Here is a 20,214-nt window from a genome sequence, read left to right on the forward strand (position 1 = left end):
CGGTCTCACGGTCTCCGGCACGTTATCAGCTCGAACGTCGCCCCACCCAACCATTTATCCTGCCAACCAACTTGGCAGGCCGTGCACGACCGGTCGGCGAGGAGGCTTGGGCGGCGTGGGGACAGCGGTCTTCGGCGCGTGATCTGCGGAGTCCGGTGGTTGTCCAGAATGCTCTGCTGGCAACAGTTTCCGGCTTCGGTGGCCGTACTGGACCGCACAGAAACGTCGATATAGGCCCATTCCGCAAGCGCCTGTCGCGGCGGATCGTGGTATTCGACGATGCGACAGACCTCGCAGAGGATACCGTGCAGGCGGTAGAGATGGTGGTAGGTGACGGTCATCCCGCCGAGGTCGGCGAGGGGCCAGCGAGATGGAGCGTGCGCAACCGGCGAAACACCACACGATTCTGGTAATCGATGTCGAGGGCTTCGGAGATCATCGCCGAACGAATTCACCTCAAATCGCCGTTCGTGACGGGCTGTACCGCGTCGTGCAGACAGCGTTCGACGTGGCTGGCGTGCACTGGGCTGCCTGCTGCCACGAGGACCGCGGCGACGCGGTGTTCGTCCTTGTCCCCGCCAGCGTACCTAAAGCGGTGTTCATGGCTATGGCTCTGTAGGTGTCATCGGATCGAACGCCAGAATCCGCAGCGGTGCTCGTGTGCCAAGTCCGCCGGGCCGGTCTCGCCGATGGCCAGTGACAGCACAGTTGCCGTACCACAAGTCTGCACGTCAAAGAGGTGAGCGCGGTTCCATGCCGGATGGGTGTTTTCGCTGCCGCAAACCTCGGAAATGTTATGCGTGGAGCGAAAGTATCCATCCCGACCGCCTGAAACCCGACCAACCCAACCACCCACTCAGCCCGCCAGTCGAGAGCAGGCATAGTGCGCATGGTTCCAGTCCGGCGGACACGCCCGGGACCAGCAGGTCACCAAACCGAGACGGTCGGCGAAGGCGCGGTGTCCCATGACCGTTCCTCGCTGGGTTGGGGCGATGTGGGTTATGCGGTGCCCCGTCGTCGAGAGGTGGCTGATCGCCGCCATCGCGATACCGGTGGTGGGGGCCGGGTGGCCGACCCGGTGCCGTTCGCCGTCGCGCTGTACTCGGCCGCCGTCGAAGGGCGCCGGCTCGGCCACCCTGGTCGTGCTGGCCCGCGGGGAACCTCCGCCCTCAGTCAGCGAGTCGACGGCTGAGCGCGACGACTTTGTCGTACGCGCGAACCAATCCCGAGCCTGACGCCCGGCGGGCCGGACCCGGCGAAGACTGGCGTCCATGAACACGCCTCATCGCGGGCCGGTCGCCTGAGCCAAGGCGCTTGCCTGATCCTGGGCCGGCGTTGTTCGCCGCCTCGACCTTCTACTGGCTTTCCGGCAGCGCGGGCGGTTCCACGTTCGCCGTCGAGGGATCTTCGGCGAGGTGTTCGGCCACACACGGAACGCGTCGGCCGTGGCAATCACCGGTTTCCCGCTCGCGGCGAACCTGGTGGGTGCCCAGGATCGGTTGACTGGCACACCTGGCCGTCTTCGGCTACCTCGGCTTCCTGAGGCTGGACCAGCTCAGGCGATCGAGAGCGAGTCTGCCGGCATCCGGGTGAGAGTGGTCAGAGGTTCGGCCTTAGCACCTCGGCCTCCGCATGAAGCCGCTCGGCGGGTTCGGTCCGGCCGAGTCGCTCGTACCCCTCCGCCGCGGCCAGGCGCTCCCGTGCCTCGCCTTCGACGATCGACCGCAGATCGGCCTCGGTGAGGTGGCGCGTTCCGCTTCCGCCGCACCCAGGCCGGCCGCCGCTCCCCGGAGATGGCGAGGCGGTCGCGGGCTTTGAGGGCCGCTTTCAGGTCGTCACGCTGGCTGGGTGCGCACAGGTCGGGAACCCCTCGGAGTGAGGAAGCAGGACGGACGCAGGATACCGGCTTCCACGGGGGTACCGAAAACGATTTGCTCACATCGTCCTCAGTGGACGGTCGATCGGGTCCGGCACCTCCGGCGCGGCCGTCGGTGAAGGTGGTACCTCCCAGCCTGGGCCGATTGTCGGAAACGCGCGGCAAATGCGGCTCGGCCAATGAGGTGACAAAGCGGTAATTTTCCGAAATCCCTTAGGCCACTCCGGTGAAGTATGTCCGTGTGGATCAGAACGGTTTGACAGTCGGCCGCCGAAGTGGGAGCGTCGAAATGAAGCTGCCAGGGGAGTGCGCTTAGAGGAAGGCTGCGGGGGAATTCATTCGAAAATTACGGTGAACAGCAACTTGGATTAATCTGCGGTCTCGCAGGACGTCCTTATGATCAACGGGGCTCGGTTCGTCATGCCTGAGCCCGTAGTGCACTCTTTGTCGCGCCATCGACGCCGCGACCTGGTCGTAGCTCGTATTATGCCCAGCCGGAGCTGGCTGATCACAGTTGATGTGAACCCGGTTCCCATGAGCGGCTGATGGCGATTGGACATCAAAGATGTGTCTTTGGTCGATGTGAAAGAGGACATCTTGGAAACGAAAGAAGATGGTGAGTACAAGCGCGGGTTATTTCGGGAAAAATCCCTCCCGGAGCTGCTTTCCGAGCAGGTCAGGGCATATCCGGGCAATATCGCCGTCGTACAGGACGATAAAGAACTCACCTACCGTGAACTCGCGGACAACAGTGCGGAACTCGCGGTTTACCTCCGTCATCTCGGCGTCGGCCGGGACGACTGTGTGGGCCTGTTCGTCGAACCCTCGCTCCAGCTGATGATCGGCGCCTGGGGGATCCTCCTGTCGGGTGGGGCCTACCTCCCGCTGTCGCCCGAGTACCCCGAAGACCGGCTGCGCTACATGATCGAGGACGCGGGGGTCGAAGTAGTCGTCTCCCAGGCAAAACTCCGGGACCAGGTGACCGCCCTGGCGCCACTGGGAACCACGATCGTGACCGTCGAGGAGGTCGTGGAGTTCGCGCGACAGGCCGCTTCGGCGCCGGGTGACGAAGTGAGCCCCGACAGCCTCGCGTACGTCATCTACACCTCCGGGAGCACCGGAAAGCCCAAGGGCGTGATGATCGAGCACCGCAGTGTGGTCAACCAGCTCGGCTGGTTGAAGAACGCCTACCGCCTGGGCACGCGAACCGTCATCCTGCAGAAGACACCGATGAGCTTCGACGCGGCACAGTGGGAGATCCTCGCCCCCGCCACCGGCGCCAAAGTCGTCATGGGCGCCCCCGGCGTCTACCGGGACCCCGCGGGTCTGCTCGAAACCGTCGAACGACACGGCGTGACCACGCTGCAGTGCGTACCCACGCTGCTGGAAGCGTTGCTGGACACCGACGAGCTGCATCTGCGAGAGTCGCTCACCCAGATCTTCAGCGGCGGCGAAGCACTCACCAAGACCCTCGCGCTGCGCTGTCTCGAAGCACTGCCGGACTGTGAACTGGTCAACCTCTACGGGCCCACCGAGTGCACCATCAACTCGTCGGCGTTCACCGTCGAGCGCGAATCCGTCGCGGAGGGCCCGGGCATCGTCTCGATCGGCGCCCCGGTGGACGGCATGTGCTTCCACATCCTCGACCAGGACCGTTCCCCGGTGGCGGTGGGGGAGATCGGCGAGTTGTACATCGGCGGGATCCAGCTCGCGCGGGGATACCTGCACCGGCCGGACCTGACCGAGGACAGGTTCGTCGCCGATCCCTTCGGCCGGGAACGCCGTCACGGCAGGCTGTTCCGGACCGGCGACCTCGCGTACGGGAACGCCGACGGCACCGTCCAGTTCGCCGGCCGGACCGACAACCAGATCAAGCTCCGCGGCTTTCGCATCGAACTCGACGAGATCAAGCTGGGCATAGAGACCCACGACTGGGTCAAGAACGCCGCCGTCGTCGTCAAGAACGAACCGGGCACGGGATTCCAGCATCTGATCGCCTTCGTCGAGCTGAACCCGAAGGAAGCCGCCCTGATGGACCAGGGGAACCACGGCGCCCATCACCAGTCGAAGGAGAGCAAGCTCCAGGTCAAGGCACAGCTGTCGAACCTCGGCTGCCGCAGCCGCGCGAAGCTCGACGGCAAGCCGGTGATCGCCCTGCCCGACGAACCCGCGGACCAGCGGCGACAGGCGTTCGAGCGGAAGACCTACCGTTTCTTCGACGGCGTCGGAACCAGCAAGGCCGATCTTCTGCGCATGCTCGCCCGACGCGCGGAGGGTGGCCCTCCACGCACGCTCGACGAGCTGACCTTGGCCGGATTCGGTGAGATCCTCCGGTATTTCGGGCAGCATCTCAGTGCGCAGCGGCTGCTGCCGAAGTACGGCTACGCCTCACCTGGTTCGTTGTACGCCACCCAGATGTACTTCGAGCTCGACGGCGTCTGCGGCCTGGCTCCCGGCTATTACTATTACCATCCGGTGCGGCACGAAATCGTCCTGATCACGGAGAAGCCCGGTTCGGGGAACCCTCGGATCAAGATCCACTTCCTCGGCAAGAAGCGGGCGATCGAGCCGGTCTACCAGACCAACATCCAAGAGGTGCTGGAGATCGAGACCGGCCACATGGTCGGGCTCTTCGAGGAGATCCTCCCCGCCCGTGGCCTGAGCATCACCGGCCTGGAGTACTCCGCCGCGCAGAAGGCTTACCTGGAGTGTGCCGACGAGGACTTCTACCTCGGCACGTTCGAAGTACTCCCGCACACGGCGGCGCGGCCGGACGATTCGGTCGAGATCTACGTGCAGGCCCACCCAGGCAGGATCGCCGACCTCCCGGCAGGCCAGTACCACTACCGCGCCGGCGAGCTGGACCGGATTTCCGACGAGCTCGTGCTGAAGAGGCACGTCATCGCGATCAACCAGCAGGTCTACGACCGCGCCGGGTTCGGGATCACGGCCCTGAGCCGGAACACCGCGGACTGGCTGCGCTACATCGACCTCGGCCGGACACTCCAGCGGCTGTCGATGAACGAGGAGCACCTCGGCTTCATGTCCGCCGGGTACAGCTCCCGCTCCGGCGCGGATCTCCCGTCGGCGCGGCGGATGCGGGCCGTCCTCGAAGCCCACGACCGGGAATCCGGGCCGTCGTACTTCTTCGTCGGCGGCCGGGTCACCGACGCGCAACGGCGCAGCGAGGGGATGAACGAGGACCTCGTCCACATGAAGGGCCCGGCGGAGATGATCAGGGACGACCTGAGCACCTTCCTGCCGGACTACATGATCCCGAACCGGGTCACCGTGCTCGACTCACTGCCGTTCACCGCCAACGGCAAGATCGACACCTTGGCCCTCGAAGCGTTGGCGGAGGCCAAACTGCTCACCTCCGAGCATCCGTTCGTCGCGCCGCGGACACCGACCGAGGAGCGGATCGCCGCCATCTGGGCGAAGAAGATGAAACGCGACTCCGTCTCGGTACACGACAACTTCTTCGAATCAGGCGGGAACTCGCTGATCGCGGTCGGGATGATCACCGAGATCAACCGCGGGCTGGGCGCTTCGCTGGCACTGCAGGTCCTGTTCGAATCGCCGACCGTCGAGCAGCTCGCGCTCAAGGTCGACGATGAAAGCGGCGGCAGCTCTTCACGCCTGGTTCCGTTGCAGGCCAGGGGAACGGGAGAACCCGTCTACTGCTGGCCGGGGCTGGGCGGCTACCCGATGAACCTGCGGTCACTCGCCGAGAAGACGGGCACTGACCGGCCGTTCTACGGCGTGCAGACGCGCGGTGTCAACGAGGGCGAAGTCCCGTTCGCGACCATCAAGGAGATGGCGGCGGAGGACGTCAAGGCGATCAAACGCCGTCAACCCGTCGGGCCCTACACACTCTGGGGATACTCCTTCGGTGCGCGGATCGCCTTCGAGGCCGCCTACCAGCTCGAACAGGTCGGCGAGCCGGTCGAGCGCCTGCTCCTGATCGCACCGGGATCACCGCGGGTCCGGGTCGGCGGCGTGCTCGCGACCGGGGCCGAGCCCACCTTCGCCAACAAGGCGTACGTGACGATCCTGTTCTCGGTGTTCGCCGGAACCATCACCGGCGACGTACTCGGGGAGTGCTTGGCTGTCGCCGAAGACGAGGAGAGCTTCACCTCGTTTCTCTGCGATCGGTTCCCCGACCTCGACCCGGCAATGGTGAAACGTGTCGCCGGGATCGTCGCGCTCACCTACCAGTTCAGCTACACCTTCCGCGAACTCGCGGAGCGGCGGATCACCGCACCCATCACGATCTTCAAAGCCCGTGGTGACGACTACTCCTTCATCGACGCCAGCGCCGGGTATTCGGCGTTCGCACCGGAGGTAGTCGAACTCGAGGCAGACCACTACGGCTTGCTCAGGGAGCCCGGCGTCGGCGAACTGGTGGAGAAGATCGGCGTCTACAGCAGAAAGGGAATCACCGTGCCACACGTCAACATCAAGCACTTCCCGGCTTCGCTCAGCGAGGAGAAGCAAGCCGAACTGGTCGCGAACGTGACCAGCGCGATCAAGAACGCCTTCGCGTGCGACGAAGGCGCCATTTCGATCGCCCTCGAACCCGTCGGGAAGGACTCCTGGAACGAGCGTGTCTACGTTCCGGAGATCGTCGACCGCAAGGACCTGCTGTGCAAGGTCCCCAACTACTGAACCGAGGATATGGCACCCCATGAATTCCGCTGTCCCGTTGGTCTTCAGTGAAGAGATTTCGGACGCTCTCGCCACCGGCAAACCGGTCGTGGCGCTGGAATCGAACGTCATCACCCACGGCCTGCCCTACCCGGACAACGCGGCCACCGCCCGGAAGGTCGAAGCCGCCGTCCGGTCGGGCGGCGCCGTCCCGGCGACCATCTGCGTCGACGACGGCCGGATCAGGGTCGGGATGACCGACGCCGACATCGAACGATTCGCCTCCACACCGGGCATCCCCAAGGTCAGCAGCCGGGACCTGCCCGTCGTACTGGCGCGTGGCGGGATGGGGGCCACCACGGTCGCTTCCTCGCTGGTGGCCGCCGAGCTGGCGGGGATCCCGTTCTTCGCCTCGGCCGGTATCGGCGGGGTCCACCGCGGCGCCGAACGGACCATGGACATCTCGTCGGACCTCGTGCAGTTCACGCGGTCGAAGGTCGCCGTGGTGTGCGCGGGGGCGAAGAAGATCCTCGACCTCGGGCTGACCATGGAGTACCTCGAAACGCAGTGCGTGCCGATCATCTCCTGCGGATCCGACGACTTCCCCGCGTTCTACTGTGTCTCCAGTGGGTTGCGGAGCCCGCACCGCATCGACGACGTCGCCTTGATCGCGGCGGCGATCGAGACGCATTGGGCACTGGGCAACGAGAATTCGATCCTGATCACCGCACCGATCGGGCAAGCTGACGCGATCGGCGACGACGAGGTCGAATCCGTGATCGCCGGGGCGATGGCCGCGGCGGACGCCGAAGGTGTGCGGGGCAACGCGATCACGAAGTACCTGATGCGCGCTGTCGACGAGGCGACCGAAGGCAGGTCCGCCAAGGCGAACATGTCGGTGCTGATCAGCACGGCCGAACTGGCGGGCCGCCTCGCGGCGGCGCACGCCGAACTACGCACGAAGGACCTCTCATGACCTACGTTGTCCTGTTCGACCTGGACGGGACGCTCGTCGACTCACCACGCGCGATCGTCGAGACGTTCACCGCGGCCTTCGAGTCAATGGGGATCGGCGCCAAGGACCCCGCGGCGATCCGCGCCACGATCGGGCTCCCGCTCGAACAGGCCTTCGCCAAGCTGCTGGGCGTGGCGCCGGACGACGTCATGGTGAGCCTGGGTGTCCAGCGTTATCTGGCCCTGTTCAAGGAAATCATCTTGCCCAGGGCGGCGGAGCTGCTGTTCCCCGGTGTCGTGGCGGGCTTGGAAACCCTGCGGGCACAGGGTTTCACCCTCACGATCGCGACCAGCAAGTTCCACGCGAGCGCCGACGCGCTGCTCACCGCCGCGGGGATTCGGGATCAGTTCGCCATGGTCGTCGGCGCTGATCAGGTGACCCACCCGAAACCGCACCCCGAGACCGGACTGGTGATCCTGGCGGAGTTCGGTGTCCCGGCCGGTGACGCGGTGATGGTCGGCGACACGACCCACGACCTGCTCATGGCCAAGGCCGCCGGCGTGCACGCGATCGCCGTCACCTACGGCGTGCACAGCGCGGCGGAGCTGGCGTCGGCCGAACCGGCACGGACGGCAGGCACCTTCGGCGACGTCGTGAAGCACATCAAGGAATTGGCTCAGGACAAGGAGATCGCCCGATGACCGAATCCACCGTCGTCCATCAGCTGCTGGGCGACAAGACCTACCACATCGAATTCAACGGACACCTCACCAACCACGCCAAGCACGCCGTGGTGGCGCTGGCCGGGCTCGGGGTGGATCCACTGAAGATCAAGGCCTACTACGACGGCTACGCGAAGATGACCTCCTACGGCTACGGCTTGGAGGCGCCGAGGCCGTCGAAGCACGAGATCACCGAGGACAACTGGCAGGACTTCCTGGGGAAGCGGACCAGTTTCTCCGCCTACTGCGACTTCTTCGACCAGCGGCTGACCGAACTCGGACTCGACGGGCTCCTTGAGCGGTACCTGCCGGTGCTGCTGCCCGGCTGGGTCGGTTCGTTCACCCACGCGACCATCCACCTGGGCTGGGCACTGGACGCGAACAGCTCGTGGATGACCGTCGAAGGGCTCGCCTATCTGGCCTTCTCCTCGGTCTCGTGCCACCCGGAGCGCTCGGCGCCCGCGCGGAGCGGCGAACTGTCCGTCATGGACTCCCTGCTGCACGTCGCGGGTGTCTGGGAGGACGATCACGACGCGCTCGAGCACTGGGTCCAGGAACTCCTCGCGGACACCGAGTCGGGGTTCGCCGCGGGCATCCATCCCGAGCTCGCCAGGTCCGGGCTCCAGTACCGGATCGCCAGGCTGCTCGAAGAAGGTCACCCGCTGATCTACGCGACGCCGTCATGGGTCGAGGATCAGGACGCCTCGGTGAGTTTCGAGCAGCTCTACTACGCCGTCACCTTGCTCTACCTGGCCACGCCAGGGGATTTCGTGCTGCTGCACCTGATCACCGCGCTGCACGCGATGGAGCAGATCGCCGAACACCTGCCGGCGGACCAACGGAAGGACGTGGTGAACGCCTTCTGGATCGGCACCCTCTGCATCGTGTTCTCCGGGGCTGATTTCCCGACGCGGACGAAGCTCGCCGCGTTGCACGCCGCTTTCCACGACGCGACCGACACCGGGAACCCGGCTGTGGCCCAGGACTGGAAGCACCTCGTCGCCCGGGCCGTCGAAGAGGACGAAGAACACAACCCGAAGCTCGTGTACGTGCTGCGGCGAGTCTGGGAGCGGACCGGGTACCGGTCGATCTACCGCTGCGCGGCGGGCCAGTTCACCGCTACGCCGGAGCTGCCCAAGTCCTTCGAAGAGCCACCCACCGACTGACAGCGAGCAAGGGGAAACCATGTCGACCGCACCAACAGCCACGCTCGACGAGCTCCTCGTCACCAACGTCCACCAGTTGCCGCAGACGAACCAGCTCCGCGCGCTGCACACGATCATCCGCGCCAAGGACGCGCGCCACGAGGACTTCGTCTTCACCTCGCGCCGGATCATGCGGCTGCTCATCGAGTCGGCGCTGGACCTCTTCCCGTTCGAGGAGCGCGGCGTCGAAACACCCATCGGGGAGATCTACCCCGGCCTGCGCGCGAGCTCGCGGGTCTGCGGCGTTTCGGTCGTCCGCGCGGGGGACAGCATGGAAGCCGAGCTGCGCGCGGTTTCGCCGTCGTCCCCGATCGGCAAGATCCTGATCCAGCGCGACAAGGTGACCAAGCTGCCGCGCCTCTACTATTCGGCCCTGCCCAAGGACATCGCCCGGCAACACGTCCTGCTGCTCGACCCGATGCTCGCCACCGGGGGCTCCGCGCTGATGGCCATCCGGGTCCTGCTCGACGCGGGCGTGGCGGAGGAGAACATCGTCTTCGTCAACCTGCTCAGCGCGCCCGAGGGGATCGCGGCCGTGTGCGAGCGCCACCCCGCGCTGAAGATCGTCACGTCCTCGGTCGAGCACCGCTTGAACGAAAACGCGTTCATGATTCCCGGCATCGGGGACTTCGGCGACCGCTTCTTCGGTACCGACAAGTAGCCCGAGAGCCGAGCGGTGATGCCATCAACGACGCGTTCGTGTCACTCAACGACAGCAACGCGTCGTTCACGGCAACTCACGACCCCACACGGCGGGGCCTAGAGGTAACGCGGGCGTCCGGCGAGCGCGCCGAAGCCCATCTGCACCACCAGCACGCCGATCAGCATGATGAACGGCACCGTCCAGCCGCCGCTGACGTCGTGCAGGAAGCCGAAGAGGAACGGGCCCACGGCAGCCAGGAGATAGCCGAAGCCTTGCGCCATCCCGGAGAGTTTCGCGGTGTCCTCGCCGCCGCGGGCGCGCAGCGCGATCGTGGTCAGCGCCACCGAGAAGACACTCATCCCGATGCCCAGCAGGACGGTCCACAGGATCGGGATCGCTCCCGGCGCTAACAGCAGGCCGAGCAGCCCGGCCATCGCGCAGGCACCCAGGGCGAGGATCCAGCCGGTCTGGGTGCCGCTGCGCGCCGCGAGCGGGGGCAGCACGAAGCTGAACGGCACCGACAACACGGTCAGCAGGCCGAGCAGCAGGCCGGCGGTGTCGCGGCTGACCCCGGCGTCGATCAGGACCTGCGGCAGCCAGCCCATCACCACGAAGGCGATGAAGGCCTGGAGACCGAAGAACAGCGTGATGGTCCAGGCGAGTTTATTGCGCATCAGGGAACGGCCGGGGCCGCCCGGCTGCTTGACCTCGACCGTGCGGAGTTTGCCGCGGAGCACGGCGACCAGCCAGACCACCAGCGCCACCCCGGCGAGTACGGCCCAGCTGGCAAGGGACGGCCTCCAGTCGCCGAACGCGGAGTCCAGTGGCGCCGTCAGTACGAAGCCCAGTGTGGCGCCCGTTTGCAGGCTGGCGGTGTAGAAGCCGGTCATCATCCCGATTTTCGCCGGGTAGGAGGCCTTGATGACCACGGGGATCAACACGGCGGTGATCGCGATGCCGATGGCGCCGACCAGTGTGCCGGCGAGCACCGTGAACTGGCCGCTCGCCACCCGCAGGACAAGCCCTCCGGCCAGCAGGACGAGCGCGATGGCGACAGCGGCGCCGATTCCCACGCGACGCGCCAGCGCCGGTGCGGCCAGGCCGGCGAAGGCGAAGCACAGAACCGGGACGGTGGTGAGCAGCCCCGCCCAGGCCGATGAAGCGCCGAGCGACGTGCGCATCTCGTCGAGCAGCGGTCCGACAGTGGTGATCGCCGGGCGCAGGTTCGCCGCGACCAGGATCACCGCGACCGCCAGCAGCACCCCGTTGTTCAGGGGCACGCCGGGCCCGGGTCCACCGGTTTCGGTCTGCTCGAGGTCGGGACTTCCGGCGTGGTCCTGGCCGGGAATACGGCTTTGGGCAGACATGATTGCCATTATGACAGACAGGTTCGGAGCGGGCTGACGAATGAACGGAAAGTGCTCCCGGTATCGTGGCGCAATAGTCCATTCAGGGGAGGAAGTCAGTGCTCATCGACAAAATCGCCTGGATCAGGGTCGAGCGGGGCGCTGTCCTCTGCGCGCGTTCGGCGGGTAAGGACCTCTACTACCTTCCCGGTGGTAAACGGGAATCGGGTGAAAGCGACATCGAAACCCTTATCCGCGAAATTGACGAGGAACTCGGCGTGACCATCGCGGCGGGTACGGCCAGGGAGGCTGGGGTTTTCGAAGCTCAGGCGGACGGCCGCGCGGACGATGTCACGGTTCGGCTGACTTGCTATACCGCCGATTATTCCGGGGTGCTGGAATCGAATAGCGAAATCGAAGAATTCGCTTGGCTCACTTATGCCGACCGCGACCGTGTTTCCTTGGCTGGGCGGGTGGTTTTCGGAGATCTCCACGAGCGAGGTCTGCTCGGCTGAATGATTGGCTTCTGTGGCCGCTCTCGTCGGCGGAACGCTGTGAAGGCCGTCTTAGGGAACTCAGGGTCCCTCAGGATTCCCTTCACGACATCGACGACAAGCGAGCGAGAACGGCGGAAGCCGGCAGCCAGCCTTAGTCCAGCTGGTCACTGCGCGGACCAGCACGGCGGAGCGGTAGACGATGGCGAGCTTGTCGTAGCGGGTCGCCAAGCCGCGCCATTGCCTGACCCGGTTGAAGCCTCGTTCCACAACGTTGCGTCCGCGGTAGTCAACCGGATCACATTGCGGCGGGCGGCCGCCGCGGGAGCCACGGCGTGCGCGGTGCCCGATTTCGGTCACTGGTTCGATCGTCATTCCCGCCCCGCCCTTCCGGCACTGCCGCAGTAAATCCGGCATTTACCGCGACAGGCCGTGGGGTGGTGCGGATGCCAGTCGTGCCGCTGGTGGTAGTGGCGTGTGCCGAGGGTGGGCTTCGAACGCCTGGATCACCAGCTCTGAAAAGCGTCGGGAGGCCTTGAACTGGCTGGCGGTCGATGTGGCGTGGATCCCCTTGTTGGCCGTGAGTATGAGAATCAGGTCGTCCAGGACGAAGTCTGACCGTAGGTGCCCCGCTTCCTTGGCTCGCTGAGCTAGTTCGGCGACTGCTTTCACCGTGTACTCACGGGCTGCGGCGACATCCTTCACCCCCGGGTAGGTCGACAGGAAGGCTTCGGTGAAGCCCCGATCGCGTGCGTGCAGCTCACAGAATCTCTCGATCACCAGGCACAGGCCACGCCACGGATCAGGATCGGCGCACCCCTCGTCGACAATGGCGCGACATGCATTCAGCTGGTCCGCGAAGGCCTCGGCGACCAGCATCTGCTTGGTCGGGAAGCGACGGTACAAGGTGGCAGGTCCCACCCCGGCACGCCGCGCGACCTCCCGCATCGGCACGTCCAGGCCGTCGGTGGAGATCAGCGCTCGGGCCGCGTCGAGGATGCGTTCGCGGTTGTCCAGCGCGTCGGAGCGCAACGTATGAGGCAAATGGTCGGTCACCACTCTCACTTTACCTAAACGGACGGGGGTGTCCGTTATCGTCCGAGACGTAGAAGCTTTCGCGCTTGAGCTGTCCGCGAACCTGGAGACCATATTGAAGGCAATCTCGATCAAGACGTTCGGAAGTCCTGACGGTCTGGCTGTTGTCGACCTGCCGGTACCCGCACCTGCTGCCGGGCAGGTACTGATAGCCACCGAGGCGGTGGGCATCGGTGGTTCCGACACCATGGTCCGAAGCGGGGCTCGGCCCGACTTCGGCTTCAAGGAGGGCCATATCCCGGGTAGCGAGGTGGCGGGCACCGTGACCGCGGTCGGTGACGGCGTCGACGCGTCATGGATCGGCCTGCGGGTGTGGGGCTTCACCGGCCTCGGCGGAGGCTACGCCGAACAGGCCGTCGCGCCGGTAGAGCAGGTTCTTCCCCTGCCCAGCAGCCTGTCCGCCGCTGCCGCGGTGACGCTCGGTATTTCCGGTGCGGTGGCCCACTTCGGGCTTCGCCACGCCCATTTCGCTCCCGGGGAGACGGTCTTGGTGCGTGGCGCGGCCGGCGGTATCGGGATCATGGCGGTGCAGCTCGCGGCTCACGGTGGTGCCGCCGCGGTGGCGGTCACGACATCGTCATCCGAGCGCGGCGAGCGGCTGCGCAGTCTCGGCGCGACCCACGTGCTGGACCGTTCCGGCGATGGAGGGGAAGAGGCTCCCGCGGGCTATGACGTCATCATCGACGTGGTGGCCGGTGAGGACATGCCGTCGTTCTTCGACAGGCTCAACCCGAACGGCCGCATGGTGGTCGTGGGTGCTCTCGCAGGTCAGCCGCCCGCGGACTTCGGCACGAAGATCATGGCGGCGTTCGAGAAGTCGATGTCCTTCGCCACTTTCAGCGCAGGTACCCTCACCCCAGCCGACCTGAGTGCCGCATGCAGCAAGCAGTTCGGCGCAGCCAGCCGTGGCGAGATCGAAGCGGTGGTGCACGAGGTGCTGCCGCTGGAGGCAGCGGTGCTGGCGCACCAGAAGATGGACGCGGGTGAAGTCTTCGGCAGGATCGTGCTGACACCGTAGCCTCGCGCTCTCTCCTCCGTGGGGGGCCTGGGGTATCCCCGGGCCGGGGTCCCGCCATGCGAGACCCCGGCGCGGCCTCTCGCGGTGTTGTACAGGCGCAGGTTCATTCGTTTTCTACGGTGGATCGTGCCGCCCGTTCGGCCGGGGCCCGGGGGCCGGTACGGAGGCCGCAGTGAGGTTGAGGCGGGCGCCCATGTCGAGGTTCACCTCCCCGTACGGGCGGATGTGGGACCAGAACAGCGGGGTCAGGCCGCGCCGGCCGGCGGGCGTGAGGAAGACCGCCCACTGCGGTTCGCCGAGGATGTCCTGGAGCATCAGGGTGTCGACCAGGGCCGATTGCAGAATCCGCAGGCACAGCATGAACATCTCCTGCTGGTCGCGCCGGTTCGAGGCGATCTCCCCGCCTTTGCCGTGGGCGATCACGGGGTTGGCGCCGTTGGAGGACTCCATGACGTTCAGGCCCTCCTCGATCTCCCGCTGAAGGTCCCGAAGCCGCAGGTAGCGGGCCACGAAGATGGTTTTCTGGGCGCGGCCACCTCCAGCATCGCCGCGTCGGTGGGGTGGGCTGCGTTGCCCGTACAGCTGGGCGATGAGTTCCGAACCCGATTTCCGACTGACCATGCGAGTCCGTGTAGTTAGCCTCGACGTCGCGGCCAGAAGCGCGCGGGTTCGCGAATTCCTGGACGTCGATCTGTTCGAACCTGCGCGGGGTAACGGGCATGAACGTCCGTTGTGGAGCGTGTTCGCGGAGACTATCGCGGGATGGTGGCTCTGCGCTCGGGATGGGCGGCGTAGACGTAGTCCATCGCGGTGCTGACGCTGATGCCGAAGACCCGCATGAGGTGGACAGGGGCGGCGGTGTGCCGGGCCTCGTCGAGAATGCGGTCCTGCCGCAGTGCAGATGGAACCCACGCCGAGCGGCCAGAACACGCCGTTGACGACCATGCTGGAGACCGGAGGTTGGGTGGTCATGTCGGCGGTCTGCTAGCTGACCAGGAGGTATGGGTTGGCTGTCACTGGCCATCGGCGTTGTCGCTCTCGCAGCCAGGCCAGGGCGAGCGTGAGGGTGAGCTCGTCGAGATGGACGATGTGACGGCCACTGGGACGCCGGACGACGAGCTTGCCTCGCGCCGGGTCGAGATCGGCGAGCAGCAGCGTGGTGACCTCCCGTTTGCCTAGACCGTGGATCGCAATGAGGGCGACCATGAGTTTGGCAAGTGGACCTTGAGCCCGATCGATCAGGCCACGTAGCCGGTCGGTGGGGATCGACGTGGGCAGTCGCACGATGGCGGCGAGGGCGAAACGATGCGCAGGCTGCGGGCCACCAGGACGCGCAGCGGGTCCTCCCAGTGTCGGGCGCGCGCGTACCGGTTGAACTCGATCATCAGCGACTCGGCTGAGGAAGCTAGCGTAGGCAACCGGTCCAACGAGCCGACGGTGATGCAACTCCAGTCCCGGCGCGCGTCGAACAACATTCGCTGGGCGGGGTCGACCACATGTGGCGAGATTGGAGCCTTGGGCGGCCGGTGGCCTGCGGCGCGCTGGCGTGCTGGCGTGCTGGCGTGCACGATGGTGGGGGACTTCGTAGCCAAGGTGGCCGGCGCGACGGTGGAGTTTGAGCGCGAACTCGCCGCCGAGCCATAGCTGGGTCGCGGCATCCCGGGCGGCATCAGGACCCCACTCGGTGATCTGCACCGAACATGCCCGGCAGAGGCCGTCGGCGCGAATTGGGGACGTGGCTCGTCGGCACCGCGAGCAAGGCCCGATCGGGTGTCCGAGGGTGTATTTCCAGCCGCGGCAGGGGCTGCAGCGTGGATAGGCATGGATACCCCAGCAGCCGCAGTCGACACAGTCACGTGCCACTGAGGTGTCGCGGATCGTGATCGGGAGGAAAACGCGACGCGGCCCTAACATCCCGGCACGTCACAGGATCTCGGCCATGTGCTTGTCGAACCGTGGCAGATCGTCGAGCACGTCCGCCGGGACAAAGTCCTCGCCGTCCGCGTCGCGCACGGCGAGCGCAATGCGGCCGATGCGCGCCAGACAGTATTTCGTGGCTTTGGAGAATCCTCGCACCGTCGCGAAGGCGACTGCAACGGTGCATACCTCGTCCTGGCCGCGCAGAACGCGGTCCCGGATACGTGCCTCGTACTCCTCAAGGATTCGTCGCCGCCGGGTGCGGTCAGGCACCTTTCCTCGTATCGGCCGGTCCAGCGGCTGGGCCCGCGGCAAGCGGCTCCCCGGCAGGATCAGCCCCAGCTGGCACGCCCTGCCCGATCGTTGGTCGGTGATCCAGCCTGGATCGTCAGTGCGGATGGCCAGCAGGCACAGGCGGCACAGGCCGTCGGTGTTGATGTGACTGCAGTGCCCGCACCGCCTGCAGTCGGCATGTCGATCGGCACCGCCCATGCCTACACCACCGCGGTGATCGACCTCCTCGCCGCCCGGTCTGCTCAAGGTCCTGCGTGAGCACCAACCGGAGTACGTCCTGCTCGACGGGACGCTCGCCGAGTGCGACCGCGTGGGCGATGGCCGGGCCGACTACTCGCACAAGCACCGTCGCCATGGCGTGAACGTGCAGGTTGTGACCGATCTGGCCGGGCAAGTGCTGTGGATCTCGCCGGCCTTGCCGGGCCGGTGCCACGATCTGACCGCGGCCCGTGCCCACCGGCTCATCCGGATCTGCGAACGCCAAGGCGTCCCCGTCCTCGCGGACCGTGCCCATCAGGGCGCCGGCCCCTGGGTCACCACCGGCCGCAGACGACCGCCCAGCGGTCGGTCGACCGGGCACTCGCCGCGCACCGGGCAGCCGTCGAACGAGGCCTGGCTTTGCTGAAGTCCTGGTGGATCTTCCGCAGGTCCCGGATCAGCCCCAACCGCACGACGTCAGTCGCCAACGCCGTCCTCACCCTGGAGAGGCAACCCTGAAAGGGCTCAATGGTTACGAATCGGCCGCCAATCGAAGCTGACAGCCAATCACGAAAGGTCGAGAATAACGGAGTCCTATTTGGCGTGTTTCGCTGGGAGAGCGTCAAGCAGTTTCGCGGTCCGTGCCTGAATCGGGGCATCGAGCGAATCATCTGTCAAGATGTACGGGCTCTTATTGTCCAAAATCGCTGCGACAACCATGTCGCCAACCGCGAGGGGCGAGACACCTTCGCTTATCCCTGTAGAAATGGCACTCCGCCAGGTCGCCGCGGCATCCCCGCCATCCGCCACGTCAGAGGGCGCGAGCGCTTCCGAATTGGCGATAATCCCGGTTGCTACCGCGCCCGGCAGCAAAATACTCATGCCGACTTGGAGCGGCGCCAATTCCTCACGAAGCGACTCAGACAGGCCAACCACGGCAAACTTCGAGCCGTGGTAGAGGTAGCCGGCACCCCCTGAAACCACGCCGGCACCTGACGAGGTATTGACGATGTGCGATTCACCCTCTCGGGCAAGCATGCGTGGGAGGAACGTCTGGAGTCCGTTGATCACACCCCCGAGATTGACCTCCATAACCCAGTCCCATGATTCGTATGACATTGCCTCCACAGTGACTCGTGTGGCAAGCCCTGCGTTATTGAACAAAAGCGACACTGGGCCAAGCTTGGCTTCAATATCGTCGGCAACGTCTGCGAACGCAGCACGGTCGCGAACGTCCAGGACCCTCGCCTCGACGGTTGTGACGTCCGACAGTTGCGCCACGGCGGCTTCGAGCGCCTTTTCGTTGACGTCGACGATCGCGATTTTCACGCCGGCCCTGCCGAGTGCATGGGCGATCCCAAGGCCGATGCCCTGCGCGCCACCGGTGATGAAGGCGGTGCGTCCCGAAAGGTCTTTCATCTTGAATCTCCTCGCGTTATGATGATCCTGAAACTCGCATCTGGATTGCGCCCAACAGTCAAGTCGCGTCGCAACAGAGAACGCGGCGCATCCGGTTTGCGGACTTCTCGAACGTTGGACTGGACACTCAAATTCTCTCAGTCACGACTTGGCTCGCGAAATTCGTGTCATTCGGATGCTACAACACGCTCCGTAATTGCCGATAGGAGCCACAGGTCCGATACCGGAGAAATAGCGCTCGAAATCTTCAGCTTGCCGCCTACGAGCGCGGCCTGGAGGCGATCCTGGGCCGATTCGAGTTCCCCGTCCTCAATTTCGTAGATTGCAAGGTACCGATGAGGAGCGCCCGGAGATGTACCGTCCACGACTCGGAATCGCTGCGCGGCAACGAACCCGTCGATGGCGAGCACTTCCCCCAGGTGCGTGTCGGAATACCACGAGTTGTACTCATCGTCTTCACCCTCGACCGGATCGGTAAGCGTGACAACAATTTCCCTCATCAGGTGTTCTCCTCCATCGGTGGTATCTTCGTCGAATATCCTACAAATAGCTACGTCGACACCGAGACAATCCGAGCTGATGGCGACATTCACATGACCTGAAAATGAAAACGACGAACGGGCACAGCGACCGGCGACCGCCGAGGCGACCTCTCGCCTCATCCGCCATCCAGCGTGTACCGCTCTACGGCGCGGAGTTATCCATGAAGATTCGGCACAGTCTGATCTTGTCGTCCGAGTCTAGGTGGAAGAAGTTCACCCCTGAACGAACAACAATGCGTCCGTCCGCGAACTCATACGTTCCAGACCACTCCGCGATGACTCTGTCGGGCGCCTGCCATGCGCCGATGACTTGATGACTGATGCTTTTGATCGGACCTCCCTGCATCGTCATCGACGCCCGCACACTGGCATGCCCCTGTATAGGCGGGTTGTTGCCGTGGATAACTGTCACGTCGTCCGTCATGCGTTTCAGCAAATCATCAGGTACGCCCCTGTCCAGGAGCGCGAAATACTCCGTGGCCCAACGCAAGGGCTCCTCGTCGCCATGCGAATTCATAATCATTCCATTTCAGATCTCTGTCAGTAATTTCGCCTATCTGGATTGTTATGGGCGTAGCAACTAGGCAACACCGCCGGTTCGAGCTACTGACCTCGACCCCGGCTAGGCCTGACGCCAGAACCAAGCGATCGCATCCTGGAAGCGCATCGCGTTCATCTTGGCGTCACGATACATAGGCCGGCTCAGTCAGTGTTGCCGGTCTCTGCCAGTCGTAGCGCTCATTCACTTTTCGCCGCGGGGAAGCGCGGAGTAAGCCAATCGGCGAGGAGCTGAAAGATCTCCGCCCGCGCCGAAGGATTGCTGGCGATGTGATCGGCATCCACGAAGTGCATTGTCTTGTCTTCGGCCGGGACACTGTCGAACTGTTCTTTGTTGTCGTCGGGGAAGCAGAGGCTGTCCGCCGTGTAGTTGATCATGAGGAGCGGCTCGTGAATCGACTTCAGCGACTCGGCGAGCTTCGCCCGGGTCGAGATCCCCGACCAGGTACTCAGCCACGCTCGCGGCGTGACGATCCGGCCGAACCCAGAGGCAGCGAAGTTGACCTGCTCCGGGCGGGCTCCCATGATCGAACCGGGCTTCCGTGTGGACTTCCAGGAGTGCAGGCTCATGTCCAGGAACGCCGGGTCAGCCTCGGTTCGGTGGATAATCATGAAGTGGCCCACCAAAGCACGGCGGGCGATGTAGTTCTGCTCCTCCAGCGTGAGGTCCTCGAAATCGGGCTTCTCCATCTGCTGCTTGTAGCGCCGCTGCTCGACGATCAGCGCGCGGGCCCAGGCGTCCAGCCGGGCCGTCCGGGCGTACTGCGCCGCCCGGTACCGCTCAAGGAACTCTTTCGAGTACTCGCTGGGCTCGGGGGGCTCGCGGAACCCGTTCGCCGGGTTGTACATGTCCAGCTCCGGGTCCACCACCAGGGGCTCGCCCTCGTCGATCACGGACGGATCGATGGAGGTCAGCATGAACGATCCCTGACCGGGATGCGCGGCGAGCACGACGACCCCGTCCGCGGCGGGCAAGTCCACCGCGTTGAGATCCAGCGGGTCTCCCGACGCGGTGTCCGTCAGACGTGCCGGCGGAGGCGTCGTGGCTTGCCGCTGGTAGAAGGTGAGGAGTGATCCGCCGCCGCTATTGCCGAGCAGCACAACCTTCTCGTAGCCCCGCTCATTCTTCAGGTAGCTCAACCCGGCCGCGACATCGAGCACCAGCCTCTCGTGTTCGATGTCGATGTCGTTGTTCAGGCTCCGGGGCGAATGGACGTAAAACGCGTAACCGGCCTCCAGGAACGCCGGAGCGGCATAGTGTCGGGTCATGTCGCCCCGGGGATGC

The 20,214-nt window shown here is 65.2% G+C and carries 18 protein-coding genes and 1 pseudogene; 9 read left to right on the plus strand and 10 right to left on the minus strand.

Features of this window, described 5'->3' with window-relative positions:
* Positions 1–370 precede the first annotated feature (370 nt).
* The gene (locus VGP60_RS16095) at positions 371–619 is read left to right on the plus strand and encodes a hypothetical protein (protein ID WP_327548811.1); all 249 of its coding nucleotides are present in this window, start codon (positions 371–373) and stop codon (positions 617–619) included.
* A gap of 237 nt (positions 620–856) precedes the next feature.
* On the opposite strand, the gene VGP60_RS16100 is transcribed toward VGP60_RS16095, so the two are convergent.
* Positions 857–1,273: a hypothetical protein gene (locus tag VGP60_RS16100; protein ID WP_327548812.1), complete on the minus strand. Its 417-nt coding sequence runs from the start codon at positions 1,271–1,273 to the stop codon at positions 857–859.
* 1,200 nt (positions 1,274–2,473) lie between these two features.
* On the opposite strand from VGP60_RS16100, the gene VGP60_RS16105 reads away from it, so the two are divergent.
* The 5 genes from VGP60_RS16105 to upp are packed head-to-tail and all read left to right on the plus strand — an operon-like array spanning position 2,474 to position 10,066.
* On the plus strand, positions 2,474–6,544 hold the full coding sequence (locus tag VGP60_RS16105) for an amino acid adenylation domain-containing protein (protein WP_327548813.1): 4,071 nt from the start codon (positions 2,474–2,476) through the stop codon (positions 6,542–6,544).
* Positions 6,545–6,563: 19 nt separating this feature from the next.
* Positions 6,564–7,499, plus strand: coding sequence for a pseudouridine-5'-phosphate glycosidase (locus VGP60_RS16110; RefSeq protein ID WP_327548814.1), 936 nt, complete (start codon positions 6,564–6,566; stop codon positions 7,497–7,499).
* Positions 7,496–8,179, plus strand: coding sequence for an HAD family hydrolase (locus VGP60_RS16115; RefSeq protein WP_327548815.1), 684 nt, complete (start codon positions 7,496–7,498; stop codon positions 8,177–8,179). Before VGP60_RS16110 ends, VGP60_RS16115 begins: the two co-directional genes overlap by 4 nt.
* Positions 8,176–9,366: a questin oxidase family protein gene (locus tag VGP60_RS16120; protein ID WP_327548816.1), complete on the plus strand. Its 1,191-nt coding sequence runs from the start codon at positions 8,176–8,178 to the stop codon at positions 9,364–9,366. The genes VGP60_RS16115 and VGP60_RS16120 overlap by 4 nt, the downstream gene beginning before the upstream one ends.
* Before the next feature lie 19 nt (positions 9,367–9,385).
* Positions 9,386–10,066, plus strand: coding sequence for a uracil phosphoribosyltransferase (gene upp, locus VGP60_RS16125; protein WP_327548817.1), 681 nt, complete (start codon positions 9,386–9,388; stop codon positions 10,064–10,066).
* A 98-nt stretch (positions 10,067–10,164) separates the two neighbouring features.
* Here upp and VGP60_RS16130 read toward each other — a convergent pair whose 3' ends face one another.
* Positions 10,165–11,415 (minus strand): MFS transporter, encoded by a 1,251-nt coding sequence (locus tag VGP60_RS16130; RefSeq protein ID WP_327548818.1) that lies wholly within the window; start codon positions 11,413–11,415, stop codon positions 10,165–10,167.
* A gap of 98 nt (positions 11,416–11,513) precedes the next feature.
* Between VGP60_RS16130 and VGP60_RS16135 the strand changes: the two genes are divergently transcribed.
* Positions 11,514–11,909, plus strand: coding sequence for an NUDIX domain-containing protein (locus VGP60_RS16135; protein WP_327548819.1), 396 nt, complete (start codon positions 11,514–11,516; stop codon positions 11,907–11,909).
* A gap of 396 nt (positions 11,910–12,305) precedes the next feature.
* Here VGP60_RS16135 and VGP60_RS16145 read toward each other — a convergent pair whose 3' ends face one another.
* Entirely contained in the window at positions 12,306–12,944 is a 639-nt protein-coding gene (locus VGP60_RS16145) for a helix-turn-helix domain-containing protein (RefSeq protein WP_327548820.1), read from the minus strand.
* Positions 12,945–13,038: 94 nt separating this feature from the next.
* Here VGP60_RS16145 and VGP60_RS16150 point away from each other — a divergent pair, with 94 nt between their 5' ends.
* Positions 13,039–14,001, plus strand: coding sequence for a zinc-binding dehydrogenase (locus VGP60_RS16150; RefSeq protein ID WP_327548821.1), 963 nt, complete (start codon positions 13,039–13,041; stop codon positions 13,999–14,001).
* A gap of 114 nt (positions 14,002–14,115) precedes the next feature.
* Here VGP60_RS16150 and VGP60_RS16155 read toward each other — a convergent pair whose 3' ends face one another.
* The 3 genes from VGP60_RS16155 to VGP60_RS16165 form a co-directional block, all read right to left on the minus strand.
* On the minus strand, positions 14,116–14,622 hold the full coding sequence (locus VGP60_RS16155) for a Tn3 family transposase (protein ID WP_327548822.1): 507 nt from the start codon (positions 14,620–14,622) through the stop codon (positions 14,116–14,118).
* Between the two features lie 363 nt (positions 14,623–14,985).
* Complete coding sequence (locus VGP60_RS16160) at positions 14,986–15,207, minus strand: hypothetical protein (protein ID WP_327548823.1); 222 nt, start codon at positions 15,205–15,207, stop codon at positions 14,986–14,988.
* Positions 15,208–15,924: 717 nt separating this feature from the next.
* On the minus strand, positions 15,925–16,410 hold the full coding sequence (locus tag VGP60_RS16165) for a hypothetical protein (RefSeq protein WP_327548849.1): 486 nt from the start codon (positions 16,408–16,410) through the stop codon (positions 15,925–15,927).
* On the opposite strand from VGP60_RS16165, the pseudogene VGP60_RS16170 reads away from it, so the two are divergent.
* A pseudogene (locus VGP60_RS16170) lies at positions 16,387–16,929 on the plus strand (transposase family protein); the annotation flags it as partial. The gene VGP60_RS16165 and the pseudogene VGP60_RS16170 overlap by 24 nt on opposite strands.
* 75 nt (positions 16,930–17,004) lie before the next feature.
* Here the strand turns inward: VGP60_RS16170 and VGP60_RS16175 are convergent.
* From VGP60_RS16175 to VGP60_RS16190, 4 genes are all read right to left on the minus strand, one after another.
* Positions 17,005–17,829, minus strand: a complete 825-nt coding sequence (locus VGP60_RS16175) for an SDR family oxidoreductase (RefSeq protein WP_327548824.1) — start codon at positions 17,827–17,829, stop codon at positions 17,005–17,007.
* Between the two features lie 167 nt (positions 17,830–17,996).
* A complete protein-coding gene (locus VGP60_RS16180; protein WP_327548825.1) occupies positions 17,997–18,491 on the minus strand; it encodes a hypothetical protein in 495 nt (164 codons plus the stop codon).
* A 22-nt stretch (positions 18,492–18,513) separates the two neighbouring features.
* The gene (locus tag VGP60_RS16185) at positions 18,514–18,888 is read right to left on the minus strand and encodes a nuclear transport factor 2 family protein (protein ID WP_327548826.1); all 375 of its coding nucleotides are present in this window, start codon (positions 18,886–18,888) and stop codon (positions 18,514–18,516) included.
* 221 nt (positions 18,889–19,109) lie between these two features.
* Positions 19,110–20,198 carry an alpha/beta hydrolase gene (locus tag VGP60_RS16190; RefSeq protein WP_327548827.1) on the minus strand — a complete coding sequence of 363 codons (1,089 nt, stop codon included), beginning with the start codon at positions 20,196–20,198 and terminating at the stop codon, positions 19,110–19,112.
* Positions 20,199–20,214: the final 16 nt, after the last annotated feature.

The organism is Amycolatopsis sp. (assembly GCF_036008905.1).
Lineage (GTDB): Bacteria > Actinomycetota > Actinomycetes > Mycobacteriales > Pseudonocardiaceae > Amycolatopsis.

Coding starts and splice junctions, on each gene's coding strand:
- VGP60_RS16190 (WP_327548827.1), bottom strand. CDS start 20,198: ATGACCCGACACTATGCCGCTCCGGCGTTCCTGGAGGCCGGTTACGCG.
- VGP60_RS16115 (WP_327548815.1), top strand. CDS start 7,496: ATGACCTACGTTGTCCTGTTCGACCTGGACGGGACGCTCGTCGACTCA.
- VGP60_RS16120 (WP_327548816.1), top strand. CDS start 8,176: ATGACCGAATCCACCGTCGTCCATCAGCTGCTGGGCGACAAGACCTAC.
- VGP60_RS16130 (WP_327548818.1), bottom strand. CDS start 11,415: ATGTCTGCCCAAAGCCGTATTCCCGGCCAGGACCACGCCGGAAGTCCC.
- upp (WP_327548817.1), top strand. CDS start 9,386: ATGTCGACCGCACCAACAGCCACGCTCGACGAGCTCCTCGTCACCAAC.
- VGP60_RS16100 (WP_327548812.1), bottom strand. CDS start 1,273: ATGGACGCCAGTCTTCGCCGGGTCCGGCCCGCCGGGCGTCAGGCTCGG.
- VGP60_RS16165 (WP_327548849.1), bottom strand. CDS start 16,410: ATGGGCGGTGCCGATCGACATGCCGACTGCAGGCGGTGCGGGCACTGC.
- VGP60_RS16110 (WP_327548814.1), top strand. CDS start 6,564: ATGAATTCCGCTGTCCCGTTGGTCTTCAGTGAAGAGATTTCGGACGCT.
- VGP60_RS16095 (WP_327548811.1), top strand. CDS start 371: ATGGAGCGTGCGCAACCGGCGAAACACCACACGATTCTGGTAATCGAT.
- VGP60_RS16160 (WP_327548823.1), bottom strand. CDS start 15,207: ATGGTCGCCCTCATTGCGATCCACGGTCTAGGCAAACGGGAGGTCACC.
- VGP60_RS16175 (WP_327548824.1), bottom strand. CDS start 17,829: ATGAAAGACCTTTCGGGACGCACCGCCTTCATCACCGGTGGCGCGCAG.
- VGP60_RS16155 (WP_327548822.1), bottom strand. CDS start 14,622: ATGGTCAGTCGGAAATCGGGTTCGGAACTCATCGCCCAGCTGTACGGG.
- VGP60_RS16180 (WP_327548825.1), bottom strand. CDS start 18,491: ATGAGGCGAGAGGTCGCCTCGGCGGTCGCCGGTCGCTGTGCCCGTTCG.
- VGP60_RS16185 (WP_327548826.1), bottom strand. CDS start 18,888: ATGAATTCGCATGGCGACGAGGAGCCCTTGCGTTGGGCCACGGAGTAT.